We start from the raw sequence: 26,563 nt of genomic DNA on the forward strand, positions 1-26,563 counted from the left end.
GCACGCCGATGTTGACCGCGACCCTCGAAGGCATCGGTTTCTGGACCGCGGGCCTGCCCAGCTGGGCGGCCGCGCGCGCGTTCGCCGCCGGCAGCGGCGGCATCATGGAGACGCCGGCGCGACCGGCCTCGCAACTGCTGGCGCCCAACGAGCGGCGCCGCGCACCGGACACGGTGGCGGTATCGCTGGAGGTGGCGCTGGCCGCGTGCCAGGACGCCGGCCGCGATCCGGCCGCGCTGCCGTCGGTGTTCACCTCCACCCACGGCGACCTGGCGATCACCGACTACATGTGCACCACGCTGGCCAGCGATCCGCTGGCGATCTCGCCGACCAAGTTCCACAACTCGGTGCACAACGCCGCCGCCGGCTACTGGACCATCGGCGCCGGCGCCACCGCCGCGGCGACCGCGATCAGCGCGCACAGCGCCAGCTTCGCGCAAGGCCTGCTGGAAGCGCTGTCGCAACTGGCCGCCGGCGAGGCGGCGGTGCTGCTGGCCGGCTACGACAGCCGCTCGACCGGTCCGCTCGGCCGCGTCTCGCACAGCGACGGCCTGCTCGGCGGCGCGCTGGTGCTCGGCGCCGCGGCGCTGCCCGGCAAGCCGCGCCTGCGCGTGCACCTGGCCGATGGCGACGCCAGCGCCGGCGACGGCGCACTGGCGCGGCATGCCGCCAGCAATGCGATGGCGCCGATGCTGGTGCTGTTCGACGCACTGGCCGCCGGCGCCGCCAGTTGCACGCTGGATGCAGGCGGCGGCCGCTGCCTGCATGTGGAGCTGCAGGCGTGAGCCGGATCGCGCTGATCGCCGCCGATGCCGCGATCCTGATTCCGGCGCTGAACGAAGCGCTGCGCATCCGCGAAGTGGTCGGCGATGCGCTGGCGCACTGCCCGCGGGTGATCGTGGTCGACGACGGCTCCGACGACGGCACCAGCGATTGCATCGCCGACCTGCCGGTGACCCTGATCCGCCATCCGCAGCGGCGCGGCAAGGGCGCCGCGCTGCGCAGCGGCTTCGCCGAAGCGCAGCGCCAGGGCGCGCGCGCGGTGATGACCATGGACGGCGACGGTCAGCACAGCGCCGCCGATTTCCCGCGCCTGCTGGCCGCGGCCAATCGCCATCCCGGCTGCGTGATCGTCGGCGCGCGCCTGCGCAAGCGCGCCAGCCAGCCGACCATCCGCCGCATCGGCAACGACTTCGGCGACTGGGGCATCGCCTGGGGCTGCGGCTTCCGCCTGGTCGACAGCCAGAGCGGGCAGCGCCTGTATCCGCAGGCGGTGTACACCCTGCCCAACGTGCCCGGCGAGGGCTTCGTATTCGAGGCGCAACTGCTGATCTCCGCCGCGCGCCAGGCCGGCGCGCGCGTGGTCGCGGTGCCGATCGAGACGCGCTACGCCGACCAGACCCCCGGGCAGTTCCGCAAGAGCCATTTCCGCCTGGTGCGCGATCTGTGGAAGATCACCTCGCACGTGGTCGTACAGGTGTGGCAATACGGCCATGTCGTGCGCGAATACCGTCGCGTGCGCGCCAATCCGGTGCTGATCGACGACGCCGCTGGCGAATTTCCCGCGGTGCCCCCCCCTTTCGACAAGGAAGAAACGCCATGAACCAGCAGCATGCGGATGTGGTCATCACCGGCGGCGGCCTGGCCGGGCTGACCCTGGCCCTGCAGTTGCGCCAGCGCGATCCGCAGCTGCGCATCAGCGTGCTGGAACGGCGCGCGCATCCGGTGCGCGAGGCCGCGTTCAAGGTCGGCGAATCCTCGGTGGAGATCGGCGCGCACTACTTCGCCAACGTGCTCGGCCTGCACGAGCATCTGGAGAGCGAACAGATCCGCAAGTTCGGCTTCCGCTTCTTCTTCTCCGACGGGCGCGAGGACATCGACCGCTGCACCGAGCTGGGCGTGAGCCAGCTGCTGCCGACGCCGTCGTGGCAGATCGACCGCGGCCGCTTCGAGAATTTCCTCGGCGAACGCGCACGCGCGCTGGGCATCGAGTTCATCGACGGCTGCACGGTGCGCGGCATCGACCTGGCCGACGACGACGCCGACCACCAGGTGCGCTACGAGCGCGACGGCGCCGCGGCGACGCTGCGCGCGCGCTGGGTGGTGGATGCCAGCGGCCGCGCCGGCCTGCTCAAGCGCAAGCTCGGCCTGGCCCAGGACAACGCGCACAACGCCAACGCGGTGTGGTGGCGGGTGGACGGGCTGGTGGATCCCAATGCCTGGTCGCAGGACAGCGCCTGGCTGCAGCGCTGCACGCCGCCGGACCGCTGGCGCTCGACTAACCACATGTGCGGCCCGGGCTACTGGTTCTGGCTGATCCCGCTGTCGTCCGGCGCGCATTCGCTGGGCATCGTCTGCGATGCGCAGATGCACCCGCTGGAGACGATGAACACGCACGAAAAAGCGATGGCCTGGCTGCGCACGCACCAGCCGCAGGTCGCGCGCACGCTCGATCAGAGCCAGCACGCGCTGCAGGACTTCCTGTTCCTGCGCAAGTTCTCCTATGGCTGCAAGCAGGTGTTCTCGGCGCAGCGCTGGGCGCTGACCGGCGAAGCCGGCGTGTTCCTGGATCCGTTCTATTCGCCGGGCAGCGACTTCATCGCCATCTCCAACACCTACATCTGCGAACTGATCGAACTCGATCGCGCCGACCGCAACATCGCGCCCTACGCCGAGTTGTACCAGCAGCTGTATTTCTCGTTCTACGAGAACACCCTGACCCTGTACCAGGACCAGTACCCGCTGTTCGGCGACGCGCAGGTGATGCCGGTCAAGGTGATCTGGGACTACACCTACTACTGGGCGCTGCTGGCGCCGCTGTACTTCTCCGAACGCATCGCCGATCTGCCCATGCTGGGCCGGCTGCGGCCGGAGTTCACCCGCGCGCGCGCGCTCAACCTGGGCATGCAGGCGCTGTTGCGCGACTGGGGCCGGCACAACGACGCGCAAGGCCGGCCGGACGCCGATGGCCGGCTGCTCGACCAGTACCTGATCGGCTGGTTCCACCAGCTCAACGCGGCACTGCGCGAGGAGCTGGACGACGCGGCGTTCCTGGCGCGCCTGCGCGGCAACGTCGCGCGGATGGGCTGGCTGGCGCGCGAAGTGCTGAGCCAGGCGCGTGCGCAGCATCCGCAGATCGACGACCACGGCCTGGACGCGCTGCTCGCCGACATGCTGGAAGGCGAGAGCTCGCTGGCCGACACCTGGTACGCGCGCGCCGCGTGAGCTGGCGGGCGGGCGCCGGCCTGCCAGCGTGCGCAGCGCACCCCTGGCCGCGTCATTGCTTGGGCGATGCAGGCGGCGTTGCCTGGGCCGAACCCTCGGCGGCACCCGGCTCGCCCTGCTCCGCCTCGTCCGGCTCGCCGCCGAAGCGATCGAACACATCCGGATCGAACAGGCTGGCGTTGGCGATGTCGCCGGTGGAGATCACCTTCGCCGCCGGCAGTTCGGAACCGGAGAAGATGTCCTCGGAGTAGTTTTCGGTCACCACCACCCGCAATGTCTGCGCATCGCGATAGCCGCTCCACACCGGAATCATGCGCAGGTACGGCGAAGCGTCGGCGCGCAACGGCGGAATCCATTCCAGCCAGCCGGCATAGACCTTGCGGTCCTTCAGCGACAGTAGCACCGGCACCGGCGCGAGCAGGCCGTCGCTAGTCTCCAGTGCGTCCAGGCGATCGGCCGGATGCACCTGCGCATCCAGCGCAGCCTGTTCCGAAGCCGAGCGCGGCGGCAGCAGGCGCGACAGCCAGCGGCCCAGACGCAGCGGTGGATGCCACAGCATGCGGATCGCCAGTTCGGCGACGAAGCCACGGGTCCGGACCTGCTCCACACGCAGCACACTGAGGAAGAACAACCGCTCCAGGCTGTTGTAGGTGCCGGTGCCATACAGCCACAGCGCCGCTTCGTCGCGCGGCCAGAACCAGTTGATCCACACCCGCAGCGCCAGGCAGACGAGGAAGGCGAGCAAGGCGGTGCCGATGCCCGGATACGGCGCGACCAGATGCAGCAGCCGCCAGGCCTCCTGACCCCAGGCGGTGGCAATCAACAGCACCGCCAGCACCCGCGCGACCGCCAGCGCGACGATGCCGACCAACGCCGAGGCCAACAGCAGTTGCTCCTTGCCCTGGCGCGATGCCCAGTAGGAGGTGATGAAGGTGAAGTTGACGAACAGGTAGCCGCCGATCAGCGGCAACAGCAATTGGTTGAAAGGCATTCCTTGCCCCTGCGGCTATTTGGAGCGCTTCGCCTCGACGTGGCCCCTGACCGTCCGCGCCAGCTTGCTCACCGCCTGGCGCCCGGACTCGCTGTTGAAGAACGCCTGCAGGTCCACGCGCACGCCCGACCCGGTGAACACGGCATAGGTGCGGTTCTTGAGTTCGGACACGGTCGCAACCGTCCCGCCCGGGATCCGGCTAGGGCGCTTCTTGATGGCAGGAACAGCGGACATGCCCCGACTATAGGCCCGGCCCGCTCGCATTCCAAGTGCCGCGCCGCGGGCCTCAGCCCATGCCGCCATTGATGCCGATCACCTGCCCGTTGATGTAACCGGCCGCGTCCGAGCACAGGAAGCCCACCAGCGCGGCCACCTCATCCGCCTTGCCGGGGCGGCCGGCCGGCACCAGTTGCTTGATCGCCTCCGGCGCGAACGCCTCGCCGGCCATCGCGCCTTCGATCACCCCCGGCGCGACCACGTTGACGCTGATCCCGCGGCTGGCCATCTCCCGCGCCAGCGACTTGCTGGCGCCGTGCAGCGCGGCCTTGGCCGCGGCGTAGTTGGTCTGCCCACGGTTGCCGAGCACCGCCGCCACCGACGACACGCTGACGACTCGCCCCCAGCGCGTGCGCGCCATCGGCAGCAGCAGCGGCTGGGTCACGTTGAAGAAACCGTGCAGCGACACATCGATGACCCGGTGCCATTGCGCCGCGCTCATCCCGGCCATCGGCGCGTCGTCGTGGATGCCGGCGTTGTTGACCACCACCTGGATCGGACCGGCCTCCAGCAGCACCGCCAGCGCCGCGGCGCTGGCATCGGCATCGGCCACGTCGAACGCCACCGCCTCGGCGCTGCCGCCGGCCGCGGAGATGTGCTGCACCACGGCGGCGGCGCGCGCCACGTTGCCGTTGGCGTGCACGATCACATGCAGCCCGTCCGCGGCCAGGCGCCGGCAGATCGCACCGCCAAGGTCGCCACTGCCGCCGGTGACCAGGGCGCGGCGTTTCGTCGAAGGATCGGTCATGCGCACATTCTCCGTGTTGCGTTGGCTGCGGGACCCTTCATCGTAGAACACGGCGATGTGCAGGGTCAGTGGCCGGCACCCGCCGGGCGCGCCTCCACGGTGCGGCGGATGCATCTTGCGGCGCCAGGATCGGGCGATCGATTATTTGCTGCCGAGCAGCGTCTGCATGTTGTGCGCGGCCTTCCTTACCCGTTCGAGCGCGACCTCGCTATCCACACGCAGGTCTTCCGGCAGGGCGAAGTGCTCCATGCATGCGTTCTCGGCGATGGCGCCGCGCAAGTGCGCGATGACGCGGATCATCAGATGGTCCATCCGCCAGCAGATGGACGGTTCGATGCCGGCAAGCCGCTCCGCCGTCGCCGGATGGCTGGTCCCTCCGATCCACAGGTCCGTCTCGAAGGCGAACTGGATCGCATCGTAACGGGAGTCGGCTTTTGTATAGCCGGGATCGCTGAAGAGGATCTTCCAGCGCGGAATCGCCGAAAACCGCAGGCTGCAGAAGATCGGCCGGAACAGGCGGCGCGACCTGTCCACCTGGGCGATGGATGCCGGGATCTGCGTATGGAAATCGGCGAACACCTCGACCAGATGACCGAGCGCAGGCGGTATGAGCTCGATGTAGCGCGCGATCACGAAGCCGGGCGCATCGGCGGCATCGACGGCGGGGATATAGAAAAGATCGCCCGGTTTCGGTGCTTTCAGCGCCTTCATCGGCGGTTTCCCGCATGCATGATCGGTACCGGGCGCCGCTACGCCGCGCCCAGCATCACCGTGGCGCGCCCTTCGGCCAGCAGTTGCGCGCCATGCACGATGCGGAAGCCGTATTGCTGGCTGTCCTCGGCCTGTAGCAGCACTTCGGCCTCGCACTCGATCGCCTCCGGCAGCTCATGCAGATCGGCCACGTGCAGTTGCACGCCGCGCAGCGCGACCAGCATGCCCGGGCGCACCGGCTTGCCGCTGGCGCGGCCGAGCAGGCCGCCGTGCACCGCCATCGCCTGCGCGCCGTATTCGCACAGGTGCAGCGCGCGCAGGCGGCCGCCGCTGCGCAGCGGATGCGCGACGGCGCGGTGCGCCTGGCTGCGCAGCACGATGCGCTGCGCGTCCCAGGCCACCACTTCTTCCCACAGGCACATCAGGCCCTGGTGCGGGATCAGCGCCGCGATCGCGTCGCGTCCGTGCGGAAGCTCGGTCATGCAGCGTCTCCTAATGCGCGGTGGCTGCGGGCGCGTCGCTGGCGGTCTCGCGCGAGATCAGCAGCGCCAGCACGAAGTTGAACAGCACGCCCAGCGCCACCGTGCTGCCGATCGCGCGCAGCACCGGGATGCTGGAGGCGGCCAGCAGCGCGAACACCAGCAGCGTCATCAGGCTGCACACGATCAGCGCGTGCAGCGTGCGCAACTGGTCGGCGCGGTCGTCGCCGGCGTGGTCGAAGAACAGCGCGTAGTCCAGGCCCAGGCCGGCGGCCAGGATCAGCGCGATCAGGTGGAACAGGTTCAGTTCGACCCCGCAGCCGCGCAGGATCGCCAGGATCAGCAGCGTGGTCAGCGCCATCGGCAGCAGCACGCGCACGATCCGGCGCGGCGTGCGCAGCGCGATCGCCACGGTCAGCGCCAGCAGCAGCGCGGCGATGCCGAGCGCGCCGAGCACGCGGCCGCGGTAGGCGGCGACCAGCGATTCGGAGGCCTCCTTCAGGTCCATCAGCTGCGCGCCACTGCCCTTTACCGCATCGGCCAGCAGTGCCGGGTCGCGCAGGCCGGTCAGCGATACCAGGGCGGTGGCGTGGTCGGCGCGGTCCAGCAACAAGCCATCGACCGTGGTTGCCAGCGGCGTGCCATGCAGGTCGCGCGCGGTCAGCGGCGGCGCGCTGCGGGCGCGCTCCAGATCGGCCAGGAACGGCGCGAAGGCGTCGGCACGGAACGGCGTGGCGGCCACCGCGGCGGCGGTCAGCGCGCGCGCCTGCGCCGCATCCGGCAACGCCGCCTGGCGCCGCTGCTGGGTCGCCGCGCTGGGCAGGTAGCGCGCGGCCATGTCGTAGCCGGCCAGCTCGCCGCGCGCGACCAGCGCATCCAGGCGCGGACGCAGTCGCTCGGAGGCGGCCAGCGCGGCGTCGGCGGAGGCGGCCGGCAGGGCCAGCACGTAGCGCACGTCGGGCGCGCCCAGTTCCTTGCGCAGATGCGCGTCGCGGGCCAGGCCGTCGGCCGGTACCGGGGTCAGCTTGGACAGGTCGTTCTGCCAGAACGGACCCGGTGCGAACGCGATCACCGCCGCGGCGACCAGCGCCAGCGGCAGCAGCGACCAGCGCGGCCGCGGCAGCCGCGCGATGCCGCGCCACAGCCGCGCCAGCGCCGGCGAATCGGCGTGGTCGCGCGGCGAGGGGTCGATCAGCGCCGGCAACAGCAGGCGCGTGGTCAGCGCCGCCACCAGCAACCCGGCGATGGTGAACACCGCCAACTGGCGCAGGCCGTCCACGCCGGAGAACAGGAAGGTGACGTAGGCGATGCAGGTGGAGACCACGCCGGTGGCCAGCGTCGGCCACAGGTGGCGCGCGTTGGCGCGCGGATCCAGGCCCGGGCGCTGATGGCTGAACAGGTGGATCGGATAGTCCTGGACCACGCCGATCAGGGTGAAGCCGAACGCCACGGTGATGCCGTGCACGCCGTCGAACAGCAGCGCCACCGCGCCCAGCCCGGCCAGGCCGGCGCTGGCCAGCGGCAGCACGCCGAGCACCGGGATCTTCCAGCTGCGGTAGGCGACCAGCAGCAGCACGATCAGGCCCAGCGTATCCAGCATGCCGATCCACTGCGCCTCGTTCTGGGTGCGCCCGCCGATCTCCACCGAGAACGCGCCGGGGCCGGTCAGGGTCAGGCGGCTGGCGCTGCCGGCGCTGGCCTTGGCGAAGGCGGCATGGATCGCGTCCACCGCCTGCTGCTGCCCGGTCGGATCGAACCCGGCGGCGCGGGTCTGCGCGACCAGCAGCGCGTCCTTGCCGGCGCGGTCGAACCAGACCCCGTCGCGCTGCTGCGGGCCGCCGGCCGGCTGCAGGCTCTCGGCCAGGTGCAGCACTTCCAGGGTCGGATCGCGCGGCAGCAGCGGCTCGACCATCGCCGCGGCCGGCGAGCCCAGGTCCTGCAGCCGCGCCTGCAGCGCTTCGGCCAGCGTCGCCGCATCCAGCGGCTGGGCGTCGAAGCTGTCGCTGAGCAGGTAGCGGTAGGCCAGCAGCCGCTCGGGGATCGCGTCCAGACCGGCATCGGCGCCATTGGCGACCAGCTCGAAGGTGTCGCGCTGCGCGGCCAGCTGCGCGCGCAGCGCCTGCGATTGCCGCGCCAGGGTCGGCGCATCGGCGCCGGACAGCGACATCAGCAGCAGCCGCGAGCCCGGGCCTTCGCCGAGTTCGTCGAGCAGCAGTCTTTGCGCGGGGGTCTGGGCTTCGGGCATGAATTTGCGCAGATCGCCCGATACCTGCAGCACGTTGCCCAGCCATACGCCGGCAACGGTCAACAGCGCCAGCCACAGCAGCGCCAGCGAGATGCGCGCCGTCGAACTCAATCCACGTTTCATCGCTGCGACCACGCAAGCGCCAGCACGTTCTTACCCGGGGCCACGCACAGCACGGCCCGCCCGCAGCGATCGCAAGCGGACATCAGCGCGCGTCGCCGTGGCACAGCGCGGTCAGCGCCTCGGTCTCGGCCAGGCTGGCCGCGTCGCGCGCGGCGCCGGCCAGCAGGGTGCGCTGCACGTCGCCCTTGGCCGGAGTGGTCTCGATGCAGCGCAGCTCGGCGCCACGGCCGTACAGGCGCAGGCTGCGCACCTGCGCGGCCAGTGCCGGGTCCTTGGGCTGCAGCTGCAGTTGCCAGCGTTCGCGGGTGCCGCTGCTGCTCAGCGTGTAGTGCTGCTGCAACTGCGCACGGTCGCCGGACAGCAGCGCGCCGAAGCCGTTCTGCAGGCCGGCCAGTTCCGGCACCCGCGCCAGCGAGAAGCGCCGCGGCGCCTTGCCGGCCCGCTCCAGCGTGGCTTCGCCGCCGCGCAGGGTGGTGGTCTCGCGGTACGGCGCGGTGACCTCGCGCACCAGCGTGTCGGTGTCCGGGCGCCGGTACTGGCCCTGCACGCGCAACGGCGCCTTCAGCAGCGCCGAGCCGCGCAGTTCGACGAAATCGGTGCTGACCGGGACCGGCCGCGCCAGCTTCTGCAGGATCCAGCCGGGGTCGAGCGGCTCAGGCGACGCGGCGCACAGCGGTGCGGCGCTGCACAGCAGTATCAGCATCCACGGCAAGAGGCGGCGCATCGGCATGGCGGTTGTTCCAGAAATCGTAGAAGTTGAACCAGTTGTACGGCGCGGAGCGCGTGTAATGTTCCAGCCTGGCGGCGTAATCGCGGATGAGCGCGGCCAATGCCGGCGCACGCTGCCGGCGCGGCAGGTCCAGGCCTTCGCTGAAGGTCTCGAACACCAGCTGGTAGCGGTTGCCGCCGCGGTACAGGCCGAACGCCAGCACCACCGGCACCTTCAGCGCCGCGGCGATCAGCCACGGCGAGGTCGGGAACATCGCGCCCTGGCCGATGAACGCGGCCGGCAGCGCCGGGTCTTCCGGGCGCGGCCGATCGACCAGCAGCGCGACCAGCGCACCTTCGTCGGTGGCCTGCTTGATCGCCATGACGATCGAGGTGCTGTCCATGCCGGCATCGATGATGTTGGCCGCCAGCTGCGGGTTCAGCGCGCCCAGCAGTTCGGTCATCGCCGGGTTGTGGGCCTTGTCCAGCACCACCTTGACCTGTACGTCCGGGCGCTCGGTGGCCAGCACCCGCAGCGCGTCGAAGCTGCCCAGGTGCGAGCCGAAGATCAGCACGCCGCGGCCGCGGTCCATCTGCGCATGCAGTTGCTCCAGGCCCTGGATGTCGACCCGGAAGCGGTGCATCTGCCCGCACAGCATGAACACCCGGTCCAGAATGGTCGAGGCGAAGGTGTGGATGTGCCGGGCCACGTCCAGCAGCGTGGCCGGGCGAGCGAACACGCGGCCCAGGTAGTCGCGCGAGTCGCGCCGTTCCGGGCCGCGCACCAGCAGGAAATACAGGGTGATCGGATACAGCAGCAGGCGCCCGAGCGCGCGGCCGCCGTAGCGGGCGATGCTGCGGATCAGCCACAGCGCGAAGCGGCCGCCGCCCTCGGGGCGGTGTTTCCAGCTGGCGCTCACGGGGCCGCCTCGGCGACCAGGTCGCCGCTGACCAGCAGGTCCTCGCCGCGGCGCACGCGGAAACGCCAGCGCGGCGCGACGCCGTCCAGTTCCACCCGCGCCGGCTGCCCGGGCAGCAGCGGCTGCAGGAACTTCACCTGCGGCAGGCGCAGCGGCCCGCACGCACCGTGCGCGGCCTCCACGGCCTGCAGCACGTGGTCCAGCACCACCACGCCGGGCACGACCGGGTGGCCCGGGAAATGCCCTGGCAGGCTGGGATGATCATGCGGTACGACGAAATCCATAAGGCTGGCGACTCAGATCCTGGGTTCGAGCATGGCACGGACGGCCTGGTGTGCGCGCTGGGTCAGCTGTTGCCGGTCCAGCGGGCCATCGGCGCCGTTCACGTTGATCGGCGTGCCGATCCGCACCCGGATCACCCCGGGCCGCACCCGGAACAGGCTGGTCGACGGCAGCACCTTGCCCGCTCCGTCCAACGCCACCGGCACCACGTCCACGCCAGCATCGATAGCGGCCTGCAGCAGCCCGGCCTTGAATTCGGCCAGTTCGCCGCTGCGGCTGCGGGTGCCTTCCGGGAACAGGCACAGGTCCTGGCCCTGGCGCAGCAGCGCCGCGGCCTGGCGCCGGACCATGGCGCCGGCGCGGCGGCTGTCGCGGTCCAGGAACAGCATGCCGGTGGCGCGCGCATACCAGCTCACGAACGGCACCTGCAGCATTTCGTCCTTGAGCAGGAAACGCAGCGGCACCGGCAACGCCGCGAACAGCGCGCAGATGTCGATGATCGACTGGTGGTTGCTGACGAACAGGTGGTTGCGCGACCAGTCCACCCGCTCCTGGCCTTCCACTTCGAAGCGCACGCCGGCGCCGAAGAACAGCACCGGCGCCCATACCCGCGCGCCCATGCGCAGTGGCAGCCGCGGCCCGGCCAGCAGCAACAGGCCCAGCGCCACGACGATGCCCAACCCGGTGAACGCCAGCGTGAAAAGCAGTTGCAAGGTATTCCACACGGCCCAGGCCATGCGCGACGGCATCCCTGCCTGCGGCATCTTCAGTTTGTCCTTGATGATCTGCACAAGCCTCTGCATCCCCCGATGCGCGCGTCAGCGCAATAGATCGCGCCAAAAAACCGGCCCCAGCCGCGCCAGCTGGTGCAGGAAGTCAGGCAGATTACGGTAGGGACGCTGCGGAAACCAGCGCCCGCGCAGGACGTACTCGCCGACGAAGAAGCCGCCGATCACGCCGTAGCCCAGCAGGTTGGCGATCAGCGAGGCGCGCGCATCGCCGATCGGCACCGGCGAGGCCTGCCCCAGCTGCGCCAACACCCCGCTCGGCACGGCGCACAGCGCCAGCAACAGGTTCAGCAAGGTCATGGCGGCCAGCAGCAGGGTCCAGGCCAGGGTCAGCCGGCGCGTGTAGCGCAGCTGCTCGGGCGCAAGCGGCAATCCGGCCTGGCGGTACAGCGCCTCGACGATGCGCGAGATCAGCGGGGTGCGCCCGCGCTGCAGGCTGCGCCCGAAGAACCAGGCCACCCAGGCGGTGAACAGCACCGGCGGCGCGGCCAGCAGCAGCAGCGCGTGCGGCGAGCGCCACAACGGCACCAGCGCGGCCAGCGCCAGCAGCGCCAGCGCCCAGGCCCACGGCCGCAGCCGCGCCATCGGCTCCACCAGCACCATCAGCACCAGCGCCGCGCCCGCCAGCACGGCCAGATCGGGACGGTGCGCGGCGTTGGCCCAGTGCGCCAGCGGCGAATACGCCAGCGCCAGCAGCACCCCCAGCGCCAGCGCCCACGGCGCGGCGGCGGCCGGGTCAGCTGGTCTTGTTGGCTTCGACATGCGCCGACAGTGCGCGCAGCGAGGCGAAGATGCGGCGGTTCTCGTCGTTGTCCGAGCGCAGCTGGAAGCCGTAGCGCTTGCTGATCGCCAGCGCCAGTTCCAGCGCGTCGATCGAGTCCAGTCCCAGCCCGGTATTGAACAGCGGCGCCTCCGGATCGATGTCGCCGGGCTGCACGTCTTCCAGGTTCAGGCTCTCGACCAGCAGCTCGGCCAGTTCACGTTCGGCGGCGGTTTGCGAAGACATCCAGGGGCTTCCAGGCGGTGAGGACAGGTGCGACAAGATGGTGCATCGCGCGCAGCGACGCAACTGTCCGACCCTGGCAGGCAAGCTATCATGGCATTCGTCTTACATGTCCACCGCAGGTTTTTCAGGATGAATTCCACCGCCCCTGTCGGCGCGTCCGCGCCGTCCCCCGCCGCCCCACAGGCGCCCGCGGCGGAAACGCCAGACGTGCTGGTGATCGGCGGCGGCCCCGCCGGATGCGCCGCGGCGACCCTGCTGGCGCAGCAGGGCTGGCAGGTGACCCTGCTGGAAAAGGACCGCCATCCGCGCTTCCACATCGGCGAATCGCTGCTGCCGATGAACATCCCGATCCTGCAGCGGCTGGGCGTGCTCGAGCAGGTGCGTGCGATCGGCGTGCTCAAGCTCGGCGCCGATTTCCCCAACGACAGCGGCGGCTACAACACCTTCCGCTTCGCCAAGGCGCTGGATGCGCAGTCCGACTACGCGTTCCAGGTGCCGCGCGCCGACTTCGACCGGGTCCTGTTCGCTCACGCCCGCGCCGCCGGCGCCGACCTGCGCGAGGAGACCAAGGTCGAGACGGTGCAGCTGGACGGGGAGCAACCGCTGGTGCAGGCGCGCAGCGCCGACGGCGTGCACACCTTCCGCCCGCGCTACCTGATCGACGCCAGCGGCCGCGACACCTTCCTCGGCAACAAGCTCAAGCTCAAGCGCGCCAACGCCCGGCACCAGTCGGCGGCATTGTTCAGCCATTTCCGCGGGGTGGCGCGGCGCCCCGGCGAGGACGCCGGCAACATCAGCATCTACCGCCACCCGCATGGCTGGATGTGGCTGATCCCGCTGCCCGACGACGTGATGAGCGTCGGCGCGGTGTGCTACCCGGAATACATGAAGACCCGCCAGGGCGACAGCGAGGCGTTCCTGATGCGCACCCTGGCGCTGAACCCCGACGTGGTCGAACGCATGGCCGGCGCGCAGCGTGTGGCGCCGGTGCACGCCACCGGCAACTACGCCTACGAGTGCACGCGCATGAGCGGGCCGCGCTGGCTGATGCTCGGCGACGCCTATGCCTTCGTCGATCCGATGTTCTCCTCCGGCGTGTACCTGGCCATGCACAGCGCCGAGCGCGGCGCGGCCATGGTCGATGCGGCGCTGCGCGATCCGGCGCGCGAGGCGCGGCTGCAGCGCGGCCTGGAGAAGCACCTGCGGCGCGGCCTGAGCGAGTTCAAATGGTTCATCTACCGCTTCACCTCGCCGACCATGCGCGAGCTGTTCGCGCAGCCGCGCAACGTGCTGCAGGTGGAACAGGCAGTGGTGGCGATGCTGGCCGGCGACGTGTTCGACAACCGCGCGGTGCTGCGCCGGCTGCGCGTGTTCCGCGCGATCTACGCCATGTCCGCGGCCGCGATGTTGCCGCGCGCCTGGCACTCCTGGCGCCAGCGGCGGCGCCAGGCACGCGAACACTTCCAGGGCGACACCTTGCACGGAGACAGATCATGAGCCGGCCGCACCCGCAGTTCCCGCACCACGAGCAGCGGCATCCGCAGCTGCAGGTGGACTACGTCGCCGAGACCGATCCGGGCGAGCTGCTGCGCGACGACCGGGTGCTGGCGGTGTTCGGCTTCGGCAACGACGCGCCGCACCACGCCGATCCGCGCTACCTGCGCGTGCCGCTGCAGCCGCACGGCCCGCGCATGCTCGAGGTCTGGCGCACCGACGCGCCGGTCAGCAGCGGCCGCGACGGCGACATCGCCTGGGCCAGCGACGGGCGCCTGCAGTTCGGCGTGATCGAGATCGACGAGCAGGCGCTGGAGATCGAAGAGGCCTCGACCCTGGCCTATGCGCAGATCACCGCCTTCGTCGCCGGCAGCGCCACGCCGCGCCTGCTGCGGATCTGGAACTACCTCGACGCGATCACCCTGGGCAGCGGCGACCGCGAGCGCTACCGCCAGTTCTGCGTCGGCCGCGCGCGCGGCCTGGGCGACTTCGACGCCAGCCAGCTGCCGGCGGCCACCGCGGTCGGCCGTTGCGACGACGCGCGGGTGATCCAGATCTACTGGCTGGCCGCCGCGCAGGCCGGCACGCCGCTGGAGAACCCGCGCCAGGTCAGCGCCTACCGCTACCCGCGCCAGTACGGGCCGCAATCGCCGAGCTTCGCCCGCGCGATGCTGCCGCCGGCCGGCAGCGACATGCCGCTACTGCTGTCCGGCACCGCCAGCGTGGTCGGCCATGCATCGATGCACACCGGCCAGCTGCTGGCGCAGCTGGAGGAAACCTTCGCCAACTTCGACGCGCTGCTGGCCGCCGCGCGCACCCACAGCCCCGACCTGCCGGCGCAGTTCGGCGACGGCACCCGGCTCAAGGTCTACGTCCGCGAAGCCGCCGACCTGCCGCTGGTCGCGGCCGCGCTCGATGCCCGCTTCGGCGACCGCGTGCCGCGCCTGCTGCTGCACGCGGTGATCTGCCGCAACGAACTGGCGGTGGAGATCGATGGCGTGCATGGGTGAGCGTGCGCGCGGCTCAGCGCGCCAGCTCGCCATCGCCGCGACGGCTGGTGCGGTTCGTTCGACCAGGCGTCGAGCAATGCAGGACGTTCGGTCGCCACTGCCACTGCGGTTCGCCACCTGCAGATGCGCGCGCCTCAATCCCAAGTAACGTCGCCAGCTGCTCGGCGGCGTCCGCCCCAGATCCTCGCACTGGCATGCCATGTCCGACAGTCGCCGCAAGATCGTGATCGTGTCCGGCGCACCTGGCGCAGGAAAAACCACCTTGGCGATGCCGCTCGCCAAACGGCTCGGCTTTCCGCTGTTCTGCAAGGATGTCATCAAGGAAACGCTGACCGACAGCCTCGGCGACAGCGGCGGCGATCTGGCCGCGTCACGCCGGCTTGGCGGCGCGGCGATGGAACTGCTCTGGTCGCTGGCGCGCCACGCGCCGCACGCGGTGCTGGAAGCCAACTTCCGGCCCCGCAGCGCGTACGAACGCGACAAACTGGCCAACCTGGACGCGGTCATCGTCGAAGTTCACTGCGACTGCGGCCCCGACGAAACCGCCCGGCGTTTTCGGGATCGCGCCGCGGCCAGCGCACATCACGCCGCGCATCCGTTGAAAGAACTGCCGCCGGACATGCTTGCGGAGTACGCCGGGCCGGTGGGACTAGGGACGGTGGTGGCGGTGGATACGCGCGTGCCGGTGGACCTGGAGCGCCTGGTGGCGGAAGTCTTGAGCGCTTTATCCTGAAGAACGGCGGCTGCTCCATTCGGCGTTGAGGCCAAGCCGAGTGCCAAAGGCAGCGACGACCGCCAGGCGTGCGGGATGCGTACCGTATCCGCTTGGCCGATCAGGACCCGCAACGGATTTCCCGGCCGATGCAGCGCCATGCTGCGCAGATGCGGCAGTCACCGGAAGCGCTACGGCATCCGGCGCCAATCGACCCTCACCCCTCGCGCTCGCCCGCCAACAACGCCAGCAACCGATCGCGCGGCAACTTGCCGGTCTCGTTGCGCGGCAAGGCATCGAGCTTGCGCAGGCGGCGCGGCAGGAACACCGGGTCCAGCTCGCGGCGCAATGCGGCCAGGATCGCGGCTTCGTCCAGGCTCGGCGCGACCACCACGGCCGCGATGCGGCCGACGCGCTGACCGGGTTCCGGCTCCAGTTGCAGCATCGCGCCGTCGACCACGCCCGGCACGGCCAGCAGGCGCCGGGTCAGGTCGGCCAGCGAGGCGCGCTTGCCGGCGATCTCCAGCAGGTCGGCCTGGCGGCCGCGCACCTGGAAGCGGCCGTCGGCGTCCACGTCCATCAGGTCGGCCAGCAGCACCGGTTGCGGCAGGTGCGGCGCGTGCACCAGGGTGCCGTCCGGTTGCGGCGCCACGCGCACGCCGGGCAGCGGCGTCCACTGCGCCTCGCAGGCGGTGCGGCGGCTGGCGAACACGCAGGTTTCGGTGGAGCCGAACATCTCGCGCACCTGCCCGCCGAAGCGCGCCTCGGCGGCCGCGGCCAGTTCCTGCGCCAGCGGCGCGGTGGCCGAGACGATGCCGGCCAGCGGCGGCAGGGCGACGCCGGATTCGACCAGCGCACGCAGGTGCACCGGCGTGGTCACCAGCAGCCGCGGCGCCGGCACCTGCGCCAGCGCGCGCGCCACGTCCTCGGGGAAGAACGGCCGCCCGGCATGCACCGCCAGCGGCGTCACCAGCGGCAGCAGGATCGACAGCTCCATGCCGTACATGTGCTGCGGCGGCACCGTCGCCACCACCTGCGGTACCGCGTCCGCCTCCCACAATCCGACCAGCGCCAGCAGATCCTGGCGGGTGCTGGTCAGGAAGTTGCCCCAGGTCTTGGGGTTGGGTTTCGGCGTGCCGGTGCTGCCGGACGTGAAGCCGATCGCGACCAGCGCATCGGCCGCCAGTTGCGGCATGTCGCCGTCCAGGCTCGGCAACGGATCGGGCAGCTGCCAGTAGCGCGGCGGCGGTTCGGCCAGCGCCAGGTCGCCCAGGCAATAGCTGTCGGCATGGCTGCGCTGCACCTCGGCGACTACTGCCGGCGCGCGCGAGGACGGCAGCAGCGAGGTCTGCCCGCGCAGCGCCACCGCGCAGAACGCGACCATGAACCGGTAGCGGTCCTCGCACAGGTTCAGCGCATGCCGGCCCGGCGGCAGCACCGCCGCCAGGCCGCGCACATGGCCGAGGAACGTGGCCAGATCGATGTGCTGGCCGCCGGCGTAGGCCAGCGGACGGTGCAGGTCGCCGACGGCAAGCGGATGCAGGAGCGGCGGGGAAACGGCGGACGAAGCGACAGGCATGCGTGGCGAAGGCTCGGCGGGCGACAGGCCCGCAACGGGCAGCGCGAATCGGTAGCTTGGCGGCCACCGCCGTCGCTGGCAAGCCGGGCGCACTGCCCACGCGATGGCGGCACGCCGCACGCGCGCCGCGACTCCACCGGAGAACTCAGTGGTGGTAGCCGCTGTCGGCCGTGATCTTGCCGCGGAACACCCGGTACGACCATGCGGTATAGCCCAGGATCACCGGCAGCAGCACCACCAGCCCGGCCAGCACGAAGCCCTGCGAGGACGGCGGCGAGGCCGCTTCCCAGATGGTCAGCCCCGGCGGCACGATGTTCGGCCAGATGCCCAGCACCAGCCCGAAGAAGCCGAGCACGAAGAAGCACAGGGTCAGCACGAACGGGCGCGCGTCGCGGCCCTGCGCCATCGCCGCGCGCCACAGCGCGAACGCGTTGACCAGCACCAGCAGCGGCACCGGCGACAGCCACCAGAAATTGCCGCCGTGGAACCAGCGCGCCATGATCCGCGAGTCCAGGAACGGCAGCCAGGCGCTGACCAGGCCCATGAACACCACCACCACCAGCACCAGCGGCCGGGTCAGCGAACGCGCGATGCGCTGCATCGGCCCTTCGGTCTTCAGGATCAGCCAGCTGCCGCCGAGCAGCGCATAGCCGAACACCACCGCCGCGCCGGTCAGCATCGAGAACGGGCTGAACCAGCCCAGCACGCCGCCGAGGTACTTGCCGCCCTGCAGCGGCATGCCCTCGACCAGCGCGCCGAGGATCACGCCCTGCCAGAACGCCGCGCACAGCGAGCCCAGCGCGAACGCCCAGCCCCACAGGTACTTGGAGCGATGCGCCTTGAAGCGGAACTCGAACGCCACGCCGCGGAACACCAGCGCGATCAGCATCAGCAGCACCGGCAGGTACAGCGCCGACAGGATCAGCGCATAGGCCTTGGGGAACGCCGCCAGCAGGCCGGCGCCGCCGAGCACCAGCCAGGTCTCGTTGCCGTCCCAGATCGGCGCGGCGGTGTTCATCATCAGGTCGAGCTGGTCCTCGTCCTCGGCGAACGGGGCGAGGATGCCCAGGCCGAGCACGAAGCCGTCCAGCAGCACGTACATCAGCACGCCGAACCCGATCACCCCGAACCAGATCACCGGCAGCACGGTGGCCATGTCCATCAGCGTGTCTCCTCGAGATCGTCGCCGGCCGCCGAGATCGGCCGCGCCGGCGTCCTGTCGCCATCGTGCAGCTGCGGCTCGGGCTCGTGCGGCAGCGGCCCCTTGCGCAGCATCTTCAGGATGTACCAGCCGCCGAAGCCGAACACGAAGGCGTAGGCGGCCACGTACACGCCCAGCGACACCCACACCATCGCCGGGCTGATCGCGCTGACCGCATCGCGGGTGCGCAGCAGGCCGTAGATCACATACGGCTGGCGCCCGATCTCGGTGACGAACCAGCCGGCCAGCAAGGCCACGAACCCGGCCGGCAGCATCGCGTTCCAGGCCACGTGCAGCCAGCGCCGCCGCAGCAGCGTGCCGCGCCACCAGAACCACAGCGACACGAAGGCCAGCAGCAGCATCGCCATGCCCAGGCCGACCATGATCCGGAACGCGTAGAACACCGGCTTCACCGGCGGCCGTTCGTCGGCGGGCACCGAGGTCAGCGGCGCGATCTCGCCGTCCAGGGTATGGGTCAGGATCAGGCTGCCCACGCGCGGGATCTTGACCTCGTAGTCGTTGCGCTCGGCCTGCTCGTTGGGCACCGCGAACAGCACCAGCGGCACGCCGGCGCCGGGCGCCTCGCCATGCCAGTGCGCCTCCATCGCCGCCACCTTGATCGGCTGGTGCTCGAGCGTGTTCAGGCCATGCGCGTCACCGGCGGCGATCTGCAGCGGCACCGCGATCGCGGCGAACGCCACCGCCAGCTTCAGCATCCGCCCCGCCACCTGCACGTGCACGCCACGGCGCAGGTACCAGCCGCTGACCCCGCCGATCACGAAGCAGGTGGTGATGAACGCGGCCAGCACCATGTGCGCCAGCCGGTACGGGAACGACGGGTTGAAGATCACCTCGCGCCAGCTGGTCGGCTGGAACACGCCATCGACGATGGCGTAGCCGGCCGGCGTGTGCAGCCAGCTGTTGGCCGACAGGATCCAGAACGTGGAGATCAGCGTGCCGATCGCGACCAGGCAGGTGGACAGGAAATGCAGCTTCTCCGGCACCTTGCGCCAGCCGAACAGCATCACCCCGAGGAACGAGGCCTCCAGGAAGAACGCGGTCAGCACCTCGTAGCTGAGCAGCGGGCCGAGGATGTTGCCGGCGCGCTCGCTGAGCACCGACCAGTTGGTGCCGAACTGGAAGCTCATCACGATGCCGCTGACCACGCCCATGCCGAACGACACGGCGAAGATCTTCAGCCAGAAGAAATACAGGTCGCGCCACAGCGTGTCGCGGGTGCGCAGCCAGCGCCACTCCAGGAACGCCAGCCAGCTCGACAGGCCGATGGTGAAGGCCGGGAACAACACGTGGAAACTGATGACGAATCCGAACTGGATACGCGAGAGCAGCACTGCGTCCATGGACGTCGCTCGTGAAACCGTAACTGGCCGCCATTGTTGGCCCAGCCGGGCGAAATTGCGTGTGACGTCTTGTCGCAGGGCCGGGATTGGGGATTGGGGATTGGGGATTGGCAAAAGCGAAAGGCCTCTGCAAATCCCCAATCCCGGCCGCCCCATGACCAACGGCGCAGTCGCCGCGCCATCGCGGCTGCTACCCTCCCCGCTTGCCCGTTCGTCCGGAATCCAGATGCGTCGCGTCCCCCTGTGCGTTGTGTTGCTGTCCCTGTCCTGCCTGGCGCCGCTGGCCGCCGCGCAGGAAACCGCCGCTCCGTTGACGATCGAGCAGGCGATGGCCGATCCGGACTGGATCGGGCCGCCGGTCGAGACGGCCTGGTGGGCCTGGGACGGGCGCCAGGTGCAGTACCAGCTCAAGCGCGCCGGCAGCCCGGTGCGCGATACCTACCGCCAGGGCGTCGATGGCGCCGCTGCGCAGCGCGTCGAGGACACCCAGCGCAGCACCCTGGATGCGGCCGATCCGGTCTACGACGCGCGGCGACAGCGCATGCTGTTCGTGCGCAACGGCGACGTGTTCCTGCGCGACCTGCGCAGCGGCGCGCTGACCCAGCTGACGCGCAGCAACGACGCCGCGGCGCGCCCGCAGTTCACCACCGACGGCGGCGCGCTGTGGCGGGTCGGCAACGACTGGTACCGCTGGAGCGCCGGCGGCGGCACGCTGCAGGCGGCGGTGCTCAAGGCCGAGCGCGATCCCGACGCCGCGCCCAAGCCCGATGCGCTGCGCGAGCAGCAGCTGCGCACCCTGGAAACCCTGGCCCGCGATCGCGCGCAGCGCGACCTGGCGCGGCAGCAGGAGCAGGCCTGGCGGCGCGCCGACGGCAGCCGTGCGCCGGCGCCGGTGTACCTGGGCGAAGACGTGGCCATCGACGACAGCGCACTGTCGCCGGACGGCCGCCACCTGCTGGTGGTGACCCACGCCAAGGGCGGCGACGAAGGCCGCGACGGCAAGATGCCCAAGTACGTGACCGAATCGGGCTACGAGGAATTCCAGGAAACCCGCACCCGCGTCGGCCGCAACCCGCCGCTGGCGCAGACGCTGTGGCTGGTCGACGTGAGCGCCGGCAGCGCGCGCAAGCTCGACGTCGCCGCCCTGCCCGGCATCGACGCCGATCCGCTGGCGGCGCTGCGCAAGGCGGCCAAGCAGGAACCGCTGAAGGGGCCGCGCGCGATCCGCGTGGAGACCGACGGCGACGGCGCCGGTCCGGCGATCCACTGGAGCGACGACGGCCGCAATGTCGCGGTGATGCTGCGCGCAGTGGACAACAAGGACCGCTGGATCGCCAGCGTCGATCTGGACAAGGCCACCCTGCTCAACCGCCACCGCCTCACCGACGCGGCCTGGATCGGCTGGAGCTTCAACGACTTCGGCTGGCTGCCGGACAACCAGACGCTGTGGCTGCTGTCCGAACAATCCGGCTATGCGCACCTGTACACCCAGCGCGGCACCGACAAGCCGCGGCAGCGCACCTCGGGCAAATGGGAAGTCTCCGCGCCGGTCGCCACGGCCGACGGCCAGGGCTTCCTGTTCCTGTGCAACCGCAAGTGGCCGGGCGACTACGAGGTGTGCAAGCTCGACCTGCGCGACGACCGCGTCAGCGAACTGACCGCGCTCGACGGCGTGGAAGACTTCGCGCTGTCGCCGGACGGCCAGCAGCTGCTGGTGCGCTACTCGGGCAGCTACCTGCCACCGCAGCTGGCGGTCGTGCCGGTGGCCGGCGGCAACGCGCGCACCCTCACCGACACCCGCAGCGCCGCGTTCAAGGCGCGCGACTGGATCCAGCCGCAATACGTGCAGGTGCCGTCCAAGCACGGCGCCGGCGTGGTCTGGGGCAAGTACTACGGCCCGCAGCATCCCGAGCCCGGCAAGCGCTACCCGATCGTGATGTTCGTGCACGGCGCCGGCTACCTGCAGAACGTGTCGGCGCGCTACACCCCGTACTTCCGCGAGCAGATGTTCCACAACCTGCTGGTGCAGAAGGGCTACGTGGTGCTCGACCTGGACTACCGCGCCAGCGCCGGCTACGGCCGCGACTGGCGCACCGCGATCTACCGCAACATGGGCCATCCGGAGCTGGAGGACTACCTGGACGGCCTGGACTGGCTGGTCGCCGACAAGCAGGGCGACCGCGACCGCGCCGGCATCTACGGCGGCTCCTACGGCGGCTTCATGACCTACATGGCGCTGTTCCGCAGCCCCGGCACGTTCAAGGCCGGCGCCGCGCTGCGCCCGGTCGGCGACTGGACCCAGTACAACCACGAGTACACCGCCAACATCCTCAACACCCCGGAGCTGGACCCGGAGGCCTATCGCACCTCCTCGCCGATCGAATACGCCGCCGGCCTGCGCGACCACCTGCTGATCGCCCACGGCATGGTCGACGACAACGTGTTCTTCCGCGATTCGGTGAGCATGAGCCAGAAGCTGATCGAGCTGCACAAGGACAACTGGGAGATCGCCCCGTACCCGCTGGAAAAGCACGGCTTCACCCGCGCCGATTCGTGGCTGGACGAGTACAAGCGGGTGCTGAAGCTGTTCGAGCAGCAGGTGAAATAGGTCTGCCTTTCGGCAAGCGGTCTTGGCTGAAGCCGCTCCTACAGGACTGCCTGCGGAACGCAGGGGCTGTTGTGGGAGCGCCTTCAGTCGCGACGAGCGAAGCGCCGGCTTGCCGCTGACCGGCGGGCGAAGGGGCACAGCTCGCTTGCACCGGCAGCCACCCGCCCTATCCTTGCCGGACGCTTCGCGGCCCCCGTGCCGCACCCCATCGAAGGACCGCCGATGCCACCCCCGCCCCTGCCCTCCGCACGCAACCCGATGATCGACACGATGGCGAAGATCTCGCTGGTGGTCGGCGTGGTCTGGCTGCTGTACGCGCTGTGCCAGGTGGCGGTGCTGGCGGTGCTGCCCGATGGCGCGCTGCAAGGGCTGTTCGCGCGCGTCGGCATCACGCCGCCGGCGCTGTGGCAATGGTGCCTGGACCACATGCTCGCGCTGTCGCTGCTGTCGGCACTGCTGGCGCTGCTGTTCAGCGCCTCCGCGTGGGGGCTGCAGCAACGGCGCGAATGGGCACGGCTGAGCTTCGTCGCCTTCCTGGTCGTCACCGGACTGGCCAACTTCGCCAGCCTGCCGCTGATGTGGCACTTCTTCGGCGCGATGCACCAGATGCTGCCCGAGGCGCTGCTGCACAGCGCCGACGGCGCGCAGTTGCTCGCTCAGCTGCAGTCCGGACGCATGATCAGCATGGCCACCGCGGCGGTGACCTCCCTGGTCTTCGCCGCGCTGCATGGCTGGATCGTCTACCAGCTGTACCGGCCGGCGATCCGCGCCGAGTTCCGCAGCTGATTCCACCCGCCGGCATCGCCGGCTTCGAAAAGGATTTCCGATGACATCGCATTGCCCCAGCCGCCGCTTCCTGGCCGGCGCCACCCTGTCCGCGCTGGCCTGGTTCGGCATCGCCGCCTGCGCCGCCGCCGCGCCCGCCGCCCCCGTCTGCGGCCTGTACGTGGACGGCGCGCAGAACGCGCTGTACCTGGAAAGCGCCGACAGCGCGCGGCTGGAACCCGAGCAGGACACGCCGCGGCGCTTCCATCTGCAGCGCGAGGGCAACGCCTTGCAGCTGTTCGATCTGGCCAGCGGCCGCAGCGAGCGCTACACGCTGTCGGCGGACGCCGCGCAAGTCCGTGCGGCGGACGGCACCGTCTATCGGCGCGGCAGCAGCGCGCCCTGCGCCGCCTCCGTCCCGGCGGCGACAGCGGCGATCGCGCAATGCCGCGCGGACCTGCCGGCCTGCGCGCAGCGGCTGGCGTCAGGCGACCAAGCGCAAGCCGCGGCGCTGTGCGGGCCGCAGTTGCCGTTCGCCTGCCGTGCGCTGCTCGATCCCGCAGCGACGGCGACCACCGCCCCCGACCAGGCCGGGGCCGCCGTGCAGCCCGAAGCCGTGTGCCAGCGCAGCGCCTCCCCGCAGATCTGCACGGCGGCGGCGGAACGGCAGTGGGACGACGGCCAGTTCCTGCGCGCCAAGGCACTGCTTGAACAGGCCTGCGCCCTGCGGTGGCCTGCGGCCGCACCACGGCACTGGAAGACGTGGACGCGGCGCTGCTGCAGTCGCCGCCGGCCACACGGCTGCCATGCGGCCGTTTCATCGCCCCCATCGGCGACGCGATCAGCCTGCAGTTCGGCGCCGATGGCAGCGTGCGCGACGGCAACGGCAACGTGATGGAAGCGCGTCTGCAGGACGGGCAGGTCGCGCTGCGCCAGCAGGATGGACAGCCATGGCGGCTGCGTCCGCTCGGCGCGAAGCGGCTGCTCGGCCTGGATCACGCGCACCGCTTCGTGGTGTTCTTCGGCGACGAGGCCGACCACTGCGGGGCCACGGCGCCCTAGGGCGTGTCCTCCGTCCCCGGGCGACTCGCGCCACCGCCGCGCATGCATCCACGTCGGCGCCGACACGGCAGCGCGCACGAGCGAGCTTAGTCCTGCGGGTTGGGGCTGCGACCTGCTCTGACATGGATGACACGCCCAGGCACACGGCAGCGGGCGGCCCGAAAAGGCCCCCGGGCGCCCAGCCCGCCGCGGCGCACGCCTCGACGCTCGAACGCAGCGCGCGGAAATGCGGTCATCCGACCGCGTTAACAGCCCCCGGCGATCGGCACGCAATAATGTGCGGCACGCCGCTGCCTGTCGCCCAGCTACAGGTGGCTGCCCCTCCCCCGCCCGACTGCCTACCGCCACCATGACCGAGTTCGACCGAGTACGCGACTACCTGACCGGGCTGCAGGACCGCATCTGCGCCGCCATCGAGGCCGCCGACGGCCGCGCCCGCTTCGCCGAGGACCTGTGGCAGCGTGCGGAGGGCGGTGGCGGGCGCACCCGCATCCTGCGCGACGGCGCGCTGTTCGAGCAGGCCGGGATCGGCTTCTCCGACGTGTCCGGCACGCGCCTGCCGCCCTCGGCCAGCGCCAACCGCCCGGAACTGGCCGGTGCCTCGTGGCGCGCCACCGGCGTGTCGCTGGTGTTCCACCCGCACAGCCCCTACCTGCCCACCACCCATGCCAACGTGCGCTTCTTCCGCGCCGAGCGCGACGGCGAAACCGTGGCCTGGTGGTTCGGCGGCGGCTTCGACCTCACCCCGTACTACCCGTTCGACGAGGACGTGCGCCACTGGCACCGCACCGCACAGGCGCTGTGCGCGCCGTTCGGCGAGGACCGCTATGCCGCGCACAAGCGCTGGTGCGACGAATACTTCTTCCTCAAGCACCGCAACGAGACCCGCGGCGTGGGCGGGCTGTTCTTCGACGACCTGCACGCCGACTTCGAGCGCGACTTCGCCTACCAGCGCGCGGTCGGCGACGGTTTCCTGGATGCCTACCTGCCGATCGTCGAGCGCCGCCGCGCGCTACCGTGGGGCGAGCGCGAGCGCGAGTTCCAGCTGTACCGGCGCGGGCGCTACGTCGAGTTCAACCTGGTCTACGACCGCGGCACCCTGTTCGGCCTGCAGAGCGGCGGCCGCAGCGAGAGCATCCTGATGAGCCTGCCGCCGCGGGTGCGCTGGGAATACGGGTTCCAGCCCGAGCCGGACAGCGCCGAGGCGCGCCTGGCCGACTACCTGGTGCCGCGCGACTGGCTGGCATGAGCGCGCAGCGCCGCGCGCCGCTGCCGTCGAGCGTGCTGGGGCGTGAGGAGAAGGCGCGCATCGCCGAGCAGCTGCAGCGCTACCTGCGCGAGGAGCTGCAGCAGCAGATCGGCGGCTTCGAGGCCGAATTCCTGCTCGATTTCGTCGCCGAGCGCATCGGCGCGCATTTCTACAATCGCGGCCTGCAGGACGCGCGCGCGCAGCTGGCCGCCCAGCTGGACGCGCTGGACGACGCGCTCTACCAGCTGGAGCAACCGACCGAGCCGCGCCGCTAGGTGGGGGCGCCGCTTCCTGTAGGAGCGGCTTCAGCCGCGACCGGGCGTTACCGGTGAAGCCCGGTCGCGGCTGAAGCCGCTCCTACAGGGACAGCGGGCAGGCGCCTCGGCGCTGCCGGAAGCCCTGCTCAACTGTCCTTGGCGGTCAGGATGGTGATGTGGCCGTTGGTCTCCAGCAGCGCCAGGCGCACGTTGTCCAGGCCCGGGCAGCCCTGCTGGCGCATCGCCGCCTCGAAGTCGGCGTTGCTGACCAGTTCGCGGCGCAGCACCTGGCGGAACACATGGCCGTCGCGCGCCAGCACCACCGGCTCGCCTTCGATCAGGCGCTCGGCGCGATCGCTGCGCGAGGTGATCAGGCCGACCCCGAAGTTCAACGCGATCAGCGTCGCCGCCAGCAACAGGCCACCGCCGAGCGAGGTGTCCTGGCCCAGCAGGGCGTTCTGCACCGCATTGCCGAGCAGCACGATCAGCAGCATGTCGAACGGTGTCAATTGCCCCATCGCGCGCTTGCCCGATACCCGCACCATGGTCAGCACCGCCACATACACCACCACCGCGCGGAAAATGAATTCCCACCAAGGCATCGACAGATGAAAAAGATCGGGCATCGCGCGGCTCGCAGGTTGGTGGTTGCGCCCCGGCGCGTGCCGGCGGCGATGGCGCTGAACTGGATTTTTTCGCAGGCAATAAAAAAGCCCCGCGGACCAGGGGGAGGTCGGCGGGGCCAGGGAACGGAGACTTGGGG

At 70.7% G+C, this 26,563-nt stretch carries 28 protein-coding genes; 12 read left to right on the forward strand and 16 right to left on the reverse strand.

The window, feature by feature from the left end:
- Window positions 1-8 precede the first annotated feature (8 nt).
- From AB8810_RS22805 to AB8810_RS22815, 3 genes are read left to right on the forward strand one after another with little or no spacing between them, the layout of a single operon-like run.
- Window positions 9-785, forward strand: a complete 777-nt coding sequence (locus AB8810_RS22805; RefSeq protein WP_369914990.1) for a beta-ketoacyl synthase chain length factor — start codon at window positions 9-11, stop codon at window positions 783-785.
- A complete protein-coding gene (locus AB8810_RS22810) occupies window positions 782-1,603 on the forward strand; it encodes a glycosyltransferase family 2 protein (protein ID WP_369914991.1) in 822 nt (273 codons plus the stop codon). Before AB8810_RS22805 ends, AB8810_RS22810 begins: the two co-directional genes overlap by 4 nt.
- Window positions 1,600-3,225 carry an NAD(P)/FAD-dependent oxidoreductase gene (locus AB8810_RS22815; protein WP_369914993.1) on the forward strand — a complete coding sequence of 542 codons (1,626 nt, stop codon included), beginning with the start codon at window positions 1,600-1,602 and terminating at the stop codon, window positions 3,223-3,225. Before AB8810_RS22810 ends, AB8810_RS22815 begins: the two co-directional genes overlap by 4 nt.
- 52 nt (window positions 3,226-3,277) lie before the next feature.
- Here the strand turns inward: AB8810_RS22815 and AB8810_RS22820 are convergent, their stop codons facing one another.
- The 12 genes from AB8810_RS22820 to xanC form a co-directional block, all read right to left on the reverse strand.
- Window positions 3,278-4,216, reverse strand: coding sequence for an exosortase/archaeosortase family protein (locus AB8810_RS22820; protein WP_369914994.1), 939 nt, complete (start codon window positions 4,214-4,216; stop codon window positions 3,278-3,280).
- Between the two features lie 15 nt (window positions 4,217-4,231).
- Complete coding sequence (locus tag AB8810_RS22825; RefSeq protein ID WP_179569830.1) at window positions 4,232-4,387, reverse strand: hypothetical protein; 156 nt, start codon at window positions 4,385-4,387, stop codon at window positions 4,232-4,234.
- A 115-nt stretch (window positions 4,388-4,502) separates the two neighbouring features.
- On the reverse strand, window positions 4,503-5,240 hold the full coding sequence (gene fabG / locus AB8810_RS22830; protein WP_369914995.1) for a 3-oxoacyl-ACP reductase FabG: 738 nt from the start codon (window positions 5,238-5,240) through the stop codon (window positions 4,503-4,505).
- A gap of 141 nt (window positions 5,241-5,381) precedes the next feature.
- Window positions 5,382-5,951, reverse strand: coding sequence for a hypothetical protein (locus AB8810_RS22835; protein WP_369914996.1), 570 nt, complete (start codon window positions 5,949-5,951; stop codon window positions 5,382-5,384).
- Between the two features lie 38 nt (window positions 5,952-5,989).
- Window positions 5,990-6,433 carry a phosphotransferase gene (locus tag AB8810_RS22840; protein WP_369914997.1) on the reverse strand — a complete coding sequence of 148 codons (444 nt, stop codon included), beginning with the start codon at window positions 6,431-6,433 and terminating at the stop codon, window positions 5,990-5,992.
- Window positions 6,434-6,443: 10 nt separating this feature from the next.
- Window positions 6,444-8,786, reverse strand: coding sequence for an MMPL family transporter (locus tag AB8810_RS22845; RefSeq protein WP_369914998.1), 2,343 nt, complete (start codon window positions 8,784-8,786; stop codon window positions 6,444-6,446).
- A 94-nt stretch (window positions 8,787-8,880) separates the two neighbouring features.
- Window positions 8,881-9,528, reverse strand: coding sequence for a LolA-related protein (locus AB8810_RS22850; RefSeq protein ID WP_304951835.1), 648 nt, complete (start codon window positions 9,526-9,528; stop codon window positions 8,881-8,883).
- The gene (locus AB8810_RS22855; RefSeq protein WP_179569842.1) at window positions 9,452-10,426 is read right to left on the reverse strand and encodes an acyltransferase; all 975 of its coding nucleotides are present in this window, start codon (window positions 10,424-10,426) and stop codon (window positions 9,452-9,454) included. The genes AB8810_RS22850 and AB8810_RS22855 overlap by 77 nt, the downstream gene beginning before the upstream one ends.
- Window positions 10,423-10,710, reverse strand: a complete 288-nt coding sequence (locus AB8810_RS22860; protein WP_191826015.1) for a hypothetical protein — start codon at window positions 10,708-10,710, stop codon at window positions 10,423-10,425. The genes AB8810_RS22855 and AB8810_RS22860 overlap by 4 nt, the downstream gene beginning before the upstream one ends.
- A gap of 12 nt (window positions 10,711-10,722) precedes the next feature.
- Window positions 10,723-11,472 (reverse strand): 1-acyl-sn-glycerol-3-phosphate acyltransferase, encoded by a 750-nt coding sequence (locus AB8810_RS22865; RefSeq protein ID WP_179570538.1) that lies wholly within the window; start codon window positions 11,470-11,472, stop codon window positions 10,723-10,725.
- A gap of 54 nt (window positions 11,473-11,526) precedes the next feature.
- Entirely contained in the window at window positions 11,527-12,258 is a 732-nt protein-coding gene (locus AB8810_RS22870) for a ketosynthase (RefSeq protein ID WP_191826016.1), read from the reverse strand.
- A complete protein-coding gene (gene xanC / locus AB8810_RS22875) occupies window positions 12,233-12,502 on the reverse strand; it encodes a xanthomonadin biosynthesis acyl carrier protein XanC (protein ID WP_003470209.1) in 270 nt (89 codons plus the stop codon). Before xanC ends, AB8810_RS22870 begins: the two co-directional genes overlap by 26 nt.
- Before the next feature lie 129 nt (window positions 12,503-12,631).
- Here xanC and AB8810_RS22880 point away from each other — a divergent pair, with 129 nt between their 5' ends.
- The 3 genes from AB8810_RS22880 to AB8810_RS22890 all read left to right on the forward strand — a co-directional run bounded on the left by AB8810_RS22880 (window position 12,632) and on the right by AB8810_RS22890 (window position 15,739).
- Window positions 12,632-13,999 (forward strand): NAD(P)/FAD-dependent oxidoreductase, encoded by a 1,368-nt coding sequence (locus tag AB8810_RS22880; protein ID WP_179569847.1) that lies wholly within the window; start codon window positions 12,632-12,634, stop codon window positions 13,997-13,999.
- A complete protein-coding gene (locus AB8810_RS22885) occupies window positions 13,996-15,006 on the forward strand; it encodes a pteridine-dependent deoxygenase (protein ID WP_179569849.1) in 1,011 nt (336 codons plus the stop codon). The genes AB8810_RS22880 and AB8810_RS22885 overlap by 4 nt, the downstream gene beginning before the upstream one ends.
- 199 nt (window positions 15,007-15,205) lie before the next feature.
- Window positions 15,206-15,739, forward strand: coding sequence for an AAA family ATPase (locus tag AB8810_RS22890; RefSeq protein ID WP_369914999.1), 534 nt, complete (start codon window positions 15,206-15,208; stop codon window positions 15,737-15,739).
- Between the two features lie 196 nt (window positions 15,740-15,935).
- Here the strand turns inward: AB8810_RS22890 and AB8810_RS22895 are convergent, their stop codons facing one another.
- From AB8810_RS22895 to AB8810_RS22905, 3 genes are all read right to left on the reverse strand, one after another.
- On the reverse strand, window positions 15,936-17,297 hold the full coding sequence (locus AB8810_RS22895; protein ID WP_369915000.1) for an AMP-binding protein: 1,362 nt from the start codon (window positions 17,295-17,297) through the stop codon (window positions 15,936-15,938).
- Window positions 17,298-17,442: 145 nt separating this feature from the next.
- Window positions 17,443-18,459, reverse strand: coding sequence for a cytochrome d ubiquinol oxidase subunit II (gene cydB, locus AB8810_RS22900; protein ID WP_179569855.1), 1,017 nt, complete (start codon window positions 18,457-18,459; stop codon window positions 17,443-17,445).
- Window positions 18,459-19,859, reverse strand: a complete 1,401-nt coding sequence (locus AB8810_RS22905; RefSeq protein ID WP_369915001.1) for a cytochrome ubiquinol oxidase subunit I — start codon at window positions 19,857-19,859, stop codon at window positions 18,459-18,461. Before AB8810_RS22905 ends, cydB begins: the two co-directional genes overlap by 1 nt.
- 226 nt (window positions 19,860-20,085) lie before the next feature.
- Here AB8810_RS22905 and AB8810_RS22910 point away from each other — a divergent pair, with 226 nt between their 5' ends.
- The 6 genes from AB8810_RS22910 (at window position 20,086) to AB8810_RS22935 (ending at window position 25,818) form a co-directional block, all read left to right on the forward strand.
- Window positions 20,086-22,467: a prolyl oligopeptidase family serine peptidase gene (locus AB8810_RS22910; RefSeq protein WP_369915002.1), complete on the forward strand. Its 2,382-nt coding sequence runs from the start codon at window positions 20,086-20,088 to the stop codon at window positions 22,465-22,467.
- Window positions 22,468-22,689: 222 nt separating this feature from the next.
- Window positions 22,690-23,253, forward strand: coding sequence for a hypothetical protein (locus tag AB8810_RS22915; protein WP_369915003.1), 564 nt, complete (start codon window positions 22,690-22,692; stop codon window positions 23,251-23,253).
- Window positions 23,254-23,293: 40 nt separating this feature from the next.
- A complete protein-coding gene (locus tag AB8810_RS22920; protein ID WP_369915004.1) occupies window positions 23,294-24,127 on the forward strand; it encodes a hypothetical protein in 834 nt (277 codons plus the stop codon).
- The gene (locus AB8810_RS22925; RefSeq protein WP_369915005.1) at window positions 24,103-24,294 is read left to right on the forward strand and encodes a hypothetical protein; all 192 of its coding nucleotides are present in this window, start codon (window positions 24,103-24,105) and stop codon (window positions 24,292-24,294) included. Before AB8810_RS22920 ends, AB8810_RS22925 begins: the two co-directional genes overlap by 25 nt.
- 349 nt (window positions 24,295-24,643) lie before the next feature.
- The gene (gene hemF / locus AB8810_RS22930) at window positions 24,644-25,543 is read left to right on the forward strand and encodes an oxygen-dependent coproporphyrinogen oxidase (protein ID WP_179569864.1); all 900 of its coding nucleotides are present in this window, start codon (window positions 24,644-24,646) and stop codon (window positions 25,541-25,543) included.
- Complete coding sequence (locus AB8810_RS22935) at window positions 25,540-25,818, forward strand: DUF2164 domain-containing protein (protein WP_369915006.1); 279 nt, start codon at window positions 25,540-25,542, stop codon at window positions 25,816-25,818. Before hemF ends, AB8810_RS22935 begins: the two co-directional genes overlap by 4 nt.
- Before the next feature lie 128 nt (window positions 25,819-25,946).
- Here AB8810_RS22935 and AB8810_RS22940 read toward each other — a convergent pair whose 3' ends face one another.
- Window positions 25,947-26,426 carry a DUF421 domain-containing protein gene (locus AB8810_RS22940; protein WP_179569868.1) on the reverse strand — a complete coding sequence of 160 codons (480 nt, stop codon included), beginning with the start codon at window positions 26,424-26,426 and terminating at the stop codon, window positions 25,947-25,949.
- Window positions 26,427-26,563: the final 137 nt, after the last annotated feature.

Source organism: Xanthomonas sp. NCPPB 3005 (assembly GCF_041228095.2).
GTDB lineage: Bacteria > Pseudomonadota > Gammaproteobacteria > Xanthomonadales > Xanthomonadaceae > Xanthomonas_A > Xanthomonas_A bonasiae.

Excerpts from the sequence above, each read along its gene's own strand:
- AB8810_RS22885 (WP_179569849.1), top strand. The coding sequence starts at position 13,996 with ATGAGCCGGCCGCACCCGCAGTTCCCGCACCACGAGCAGCGGCATCCG.
- AB8810_RS22910 (WP_369915002.1), top strand. The coding sequence starts at position 20,086 with ATGCGTCGCGTCCCCCTGTGCGTTGTGTTGCTGTCCCTGTCCTGCCTG.
- AB8810_RS22915 (WP_369915003.1), top strand. The coding sequence starts at position 22,690 with ATGCCACCCCCGCCCCTGCCCTCCGCACGCAACCCGATGATCGACACG.
- AB8810_RS22835 (WP_369914996.1), bottom strand. The coding sequence starts at position 5,951 with ATGAAGGCGCTGAAAGCACCGAAACCGGGCGATCTTTTCTATATCCCC.
- AB8810_RS22870 (WP_191826016.1), bottom strand. The coding sequence starts at position 12,258 with ATGTCGAAGCCAACAAGACCAGCTGACCCGGCCGCCGCCGCGCCGTGG.
- cydB (WP_179569855.1), bottom strand. The coding sequence starts at position 18,459 with ATGGACATGGCCACCGTGCTGCCGGTGATCTGGTTCGGGGTGATCGGG.
- AB8810_RS22940 (WP_179569868.1), bottom strand. The coding sequence starts at position 26,426 with ATGCCCGATCTTTTTCATCTGTCGATGCCTTGGTGGGAATTCATTTTC.
- AB8810_RS22890 (WP_369914999.1), top strand. The coding sequence starts at position 15,206 with ATGTCCGACAGTCGCCGCAAGATCGTGATCGTGTCCGGCGCACCTGGC.
- xanC (WP_003470209.1), bottom strand. The coding sequence starts at position 12,502 with ATGTCTTCGCAAACCGCCGCCGAACGTGAACTGGCCGAGCTGCTGGTC.
- AB8810_RS22895 (WP_369915000.1), bottom strand. The coding sequence starts at position 17,297 with ATGCCTGTCGCTTCGTCCGCCGTTTCCCCGCCGCTCCTGCATCCGCTT.
- AB8810_RS22815 (WP_369914993.1), top strand. The coding sequence starts at position 1,600 with ATGAACCAGCAGCATGCGGATGTGGTCATCACCGGCGGCGGCCTGGCC.
- AB8810_RS22860 (WP_191826015.1), bottom strand. The coding sequence starts at position 10,710 with ATGGATTTCGTCGTACCGCATGATCATCCCAGCCTGCCAGGGCATTTC.
- AB8810_RS22880 (WP_179569847.1), top strand. The coding sequence starts at position 12,632 with ATGAATTCCACCGCCCCTGTCGGCGCGTCCGCGCCGTCCCCCGCCGCC.
- AB8810_RS22935 (WP_369915006.1), top strand. The coding sequence starts at position 25,540 with ATGAGCGCGCAGCGCCGCGCGCCGCTGCCGTCGAGCGTGCTGGGGCGT.
- hemF (WP_179569864.1), top strand. The coding sequence starts at position 24,644 with ATGACCGAGTTCGACCGAGTACGCGACTACCTGACCGGGCTGCAGGAC.
- AB8810_RS22805 (WP_369914990.1), top strand. The coding sequence starts at position 9 with ATGTTGACCGCGACCCTCGAAGGCATCGGTTTCTGGACCGCGGGCCTG.
- AB8810_RS22850 (WP_304951835.1), bottom strand. The coding sequence starts at position 9,528 with ATGCCGATGCGCCGCCTCTTGCCGTGGATGCTGATACTGCTGTGCAGC.
- AB8810_RS22865 (WP_179570538.1), bottom strand. The coding sequence starts at position 11,472 with ATGCCGCAGGCAGGGATGCCGTCGCGCATGGCCTGGGCCGTGTGGAAT.
- AB8810_RS22820 (WP_369914994.1), bottom strand. The coding sequence starts at position 4,216 with ATGCCTTTCAACCAATTGCTGTTGCCGCTGATCGGCGGCTACCTGTTC.
- AB8810_RS22920 (WP_369915004.1), top strand. The coding sequence starts at position 23,294 with ATGACATCGCATTGCCCCAGCCGCCGCTTCCTGGCCGGCGCCACCCTG.
- AB8810_RS22905 (WP_369915001.1), bottom strand. The coding sequence starts at position 19,859 with ATGGACGCAGTGCTGCTCTCGCGTATCCAGTTCGGATTCGTCATCAGT.
- AB8810_RS22840 (WP_369914997.1), bottom strand. The coding sequence starts at position 6,433 with ATGACCGAGCTTCCGCACGGACGCGACGCGATCGCGGCGCTGATCCCG.
- fabG (WP_369914995.1), bottom strand. The coding sequence starts at position 5,240 with ATGACCGATCCTTCGACGAAACGCCGCGCCCTGGTCACCGGCGGCAGT.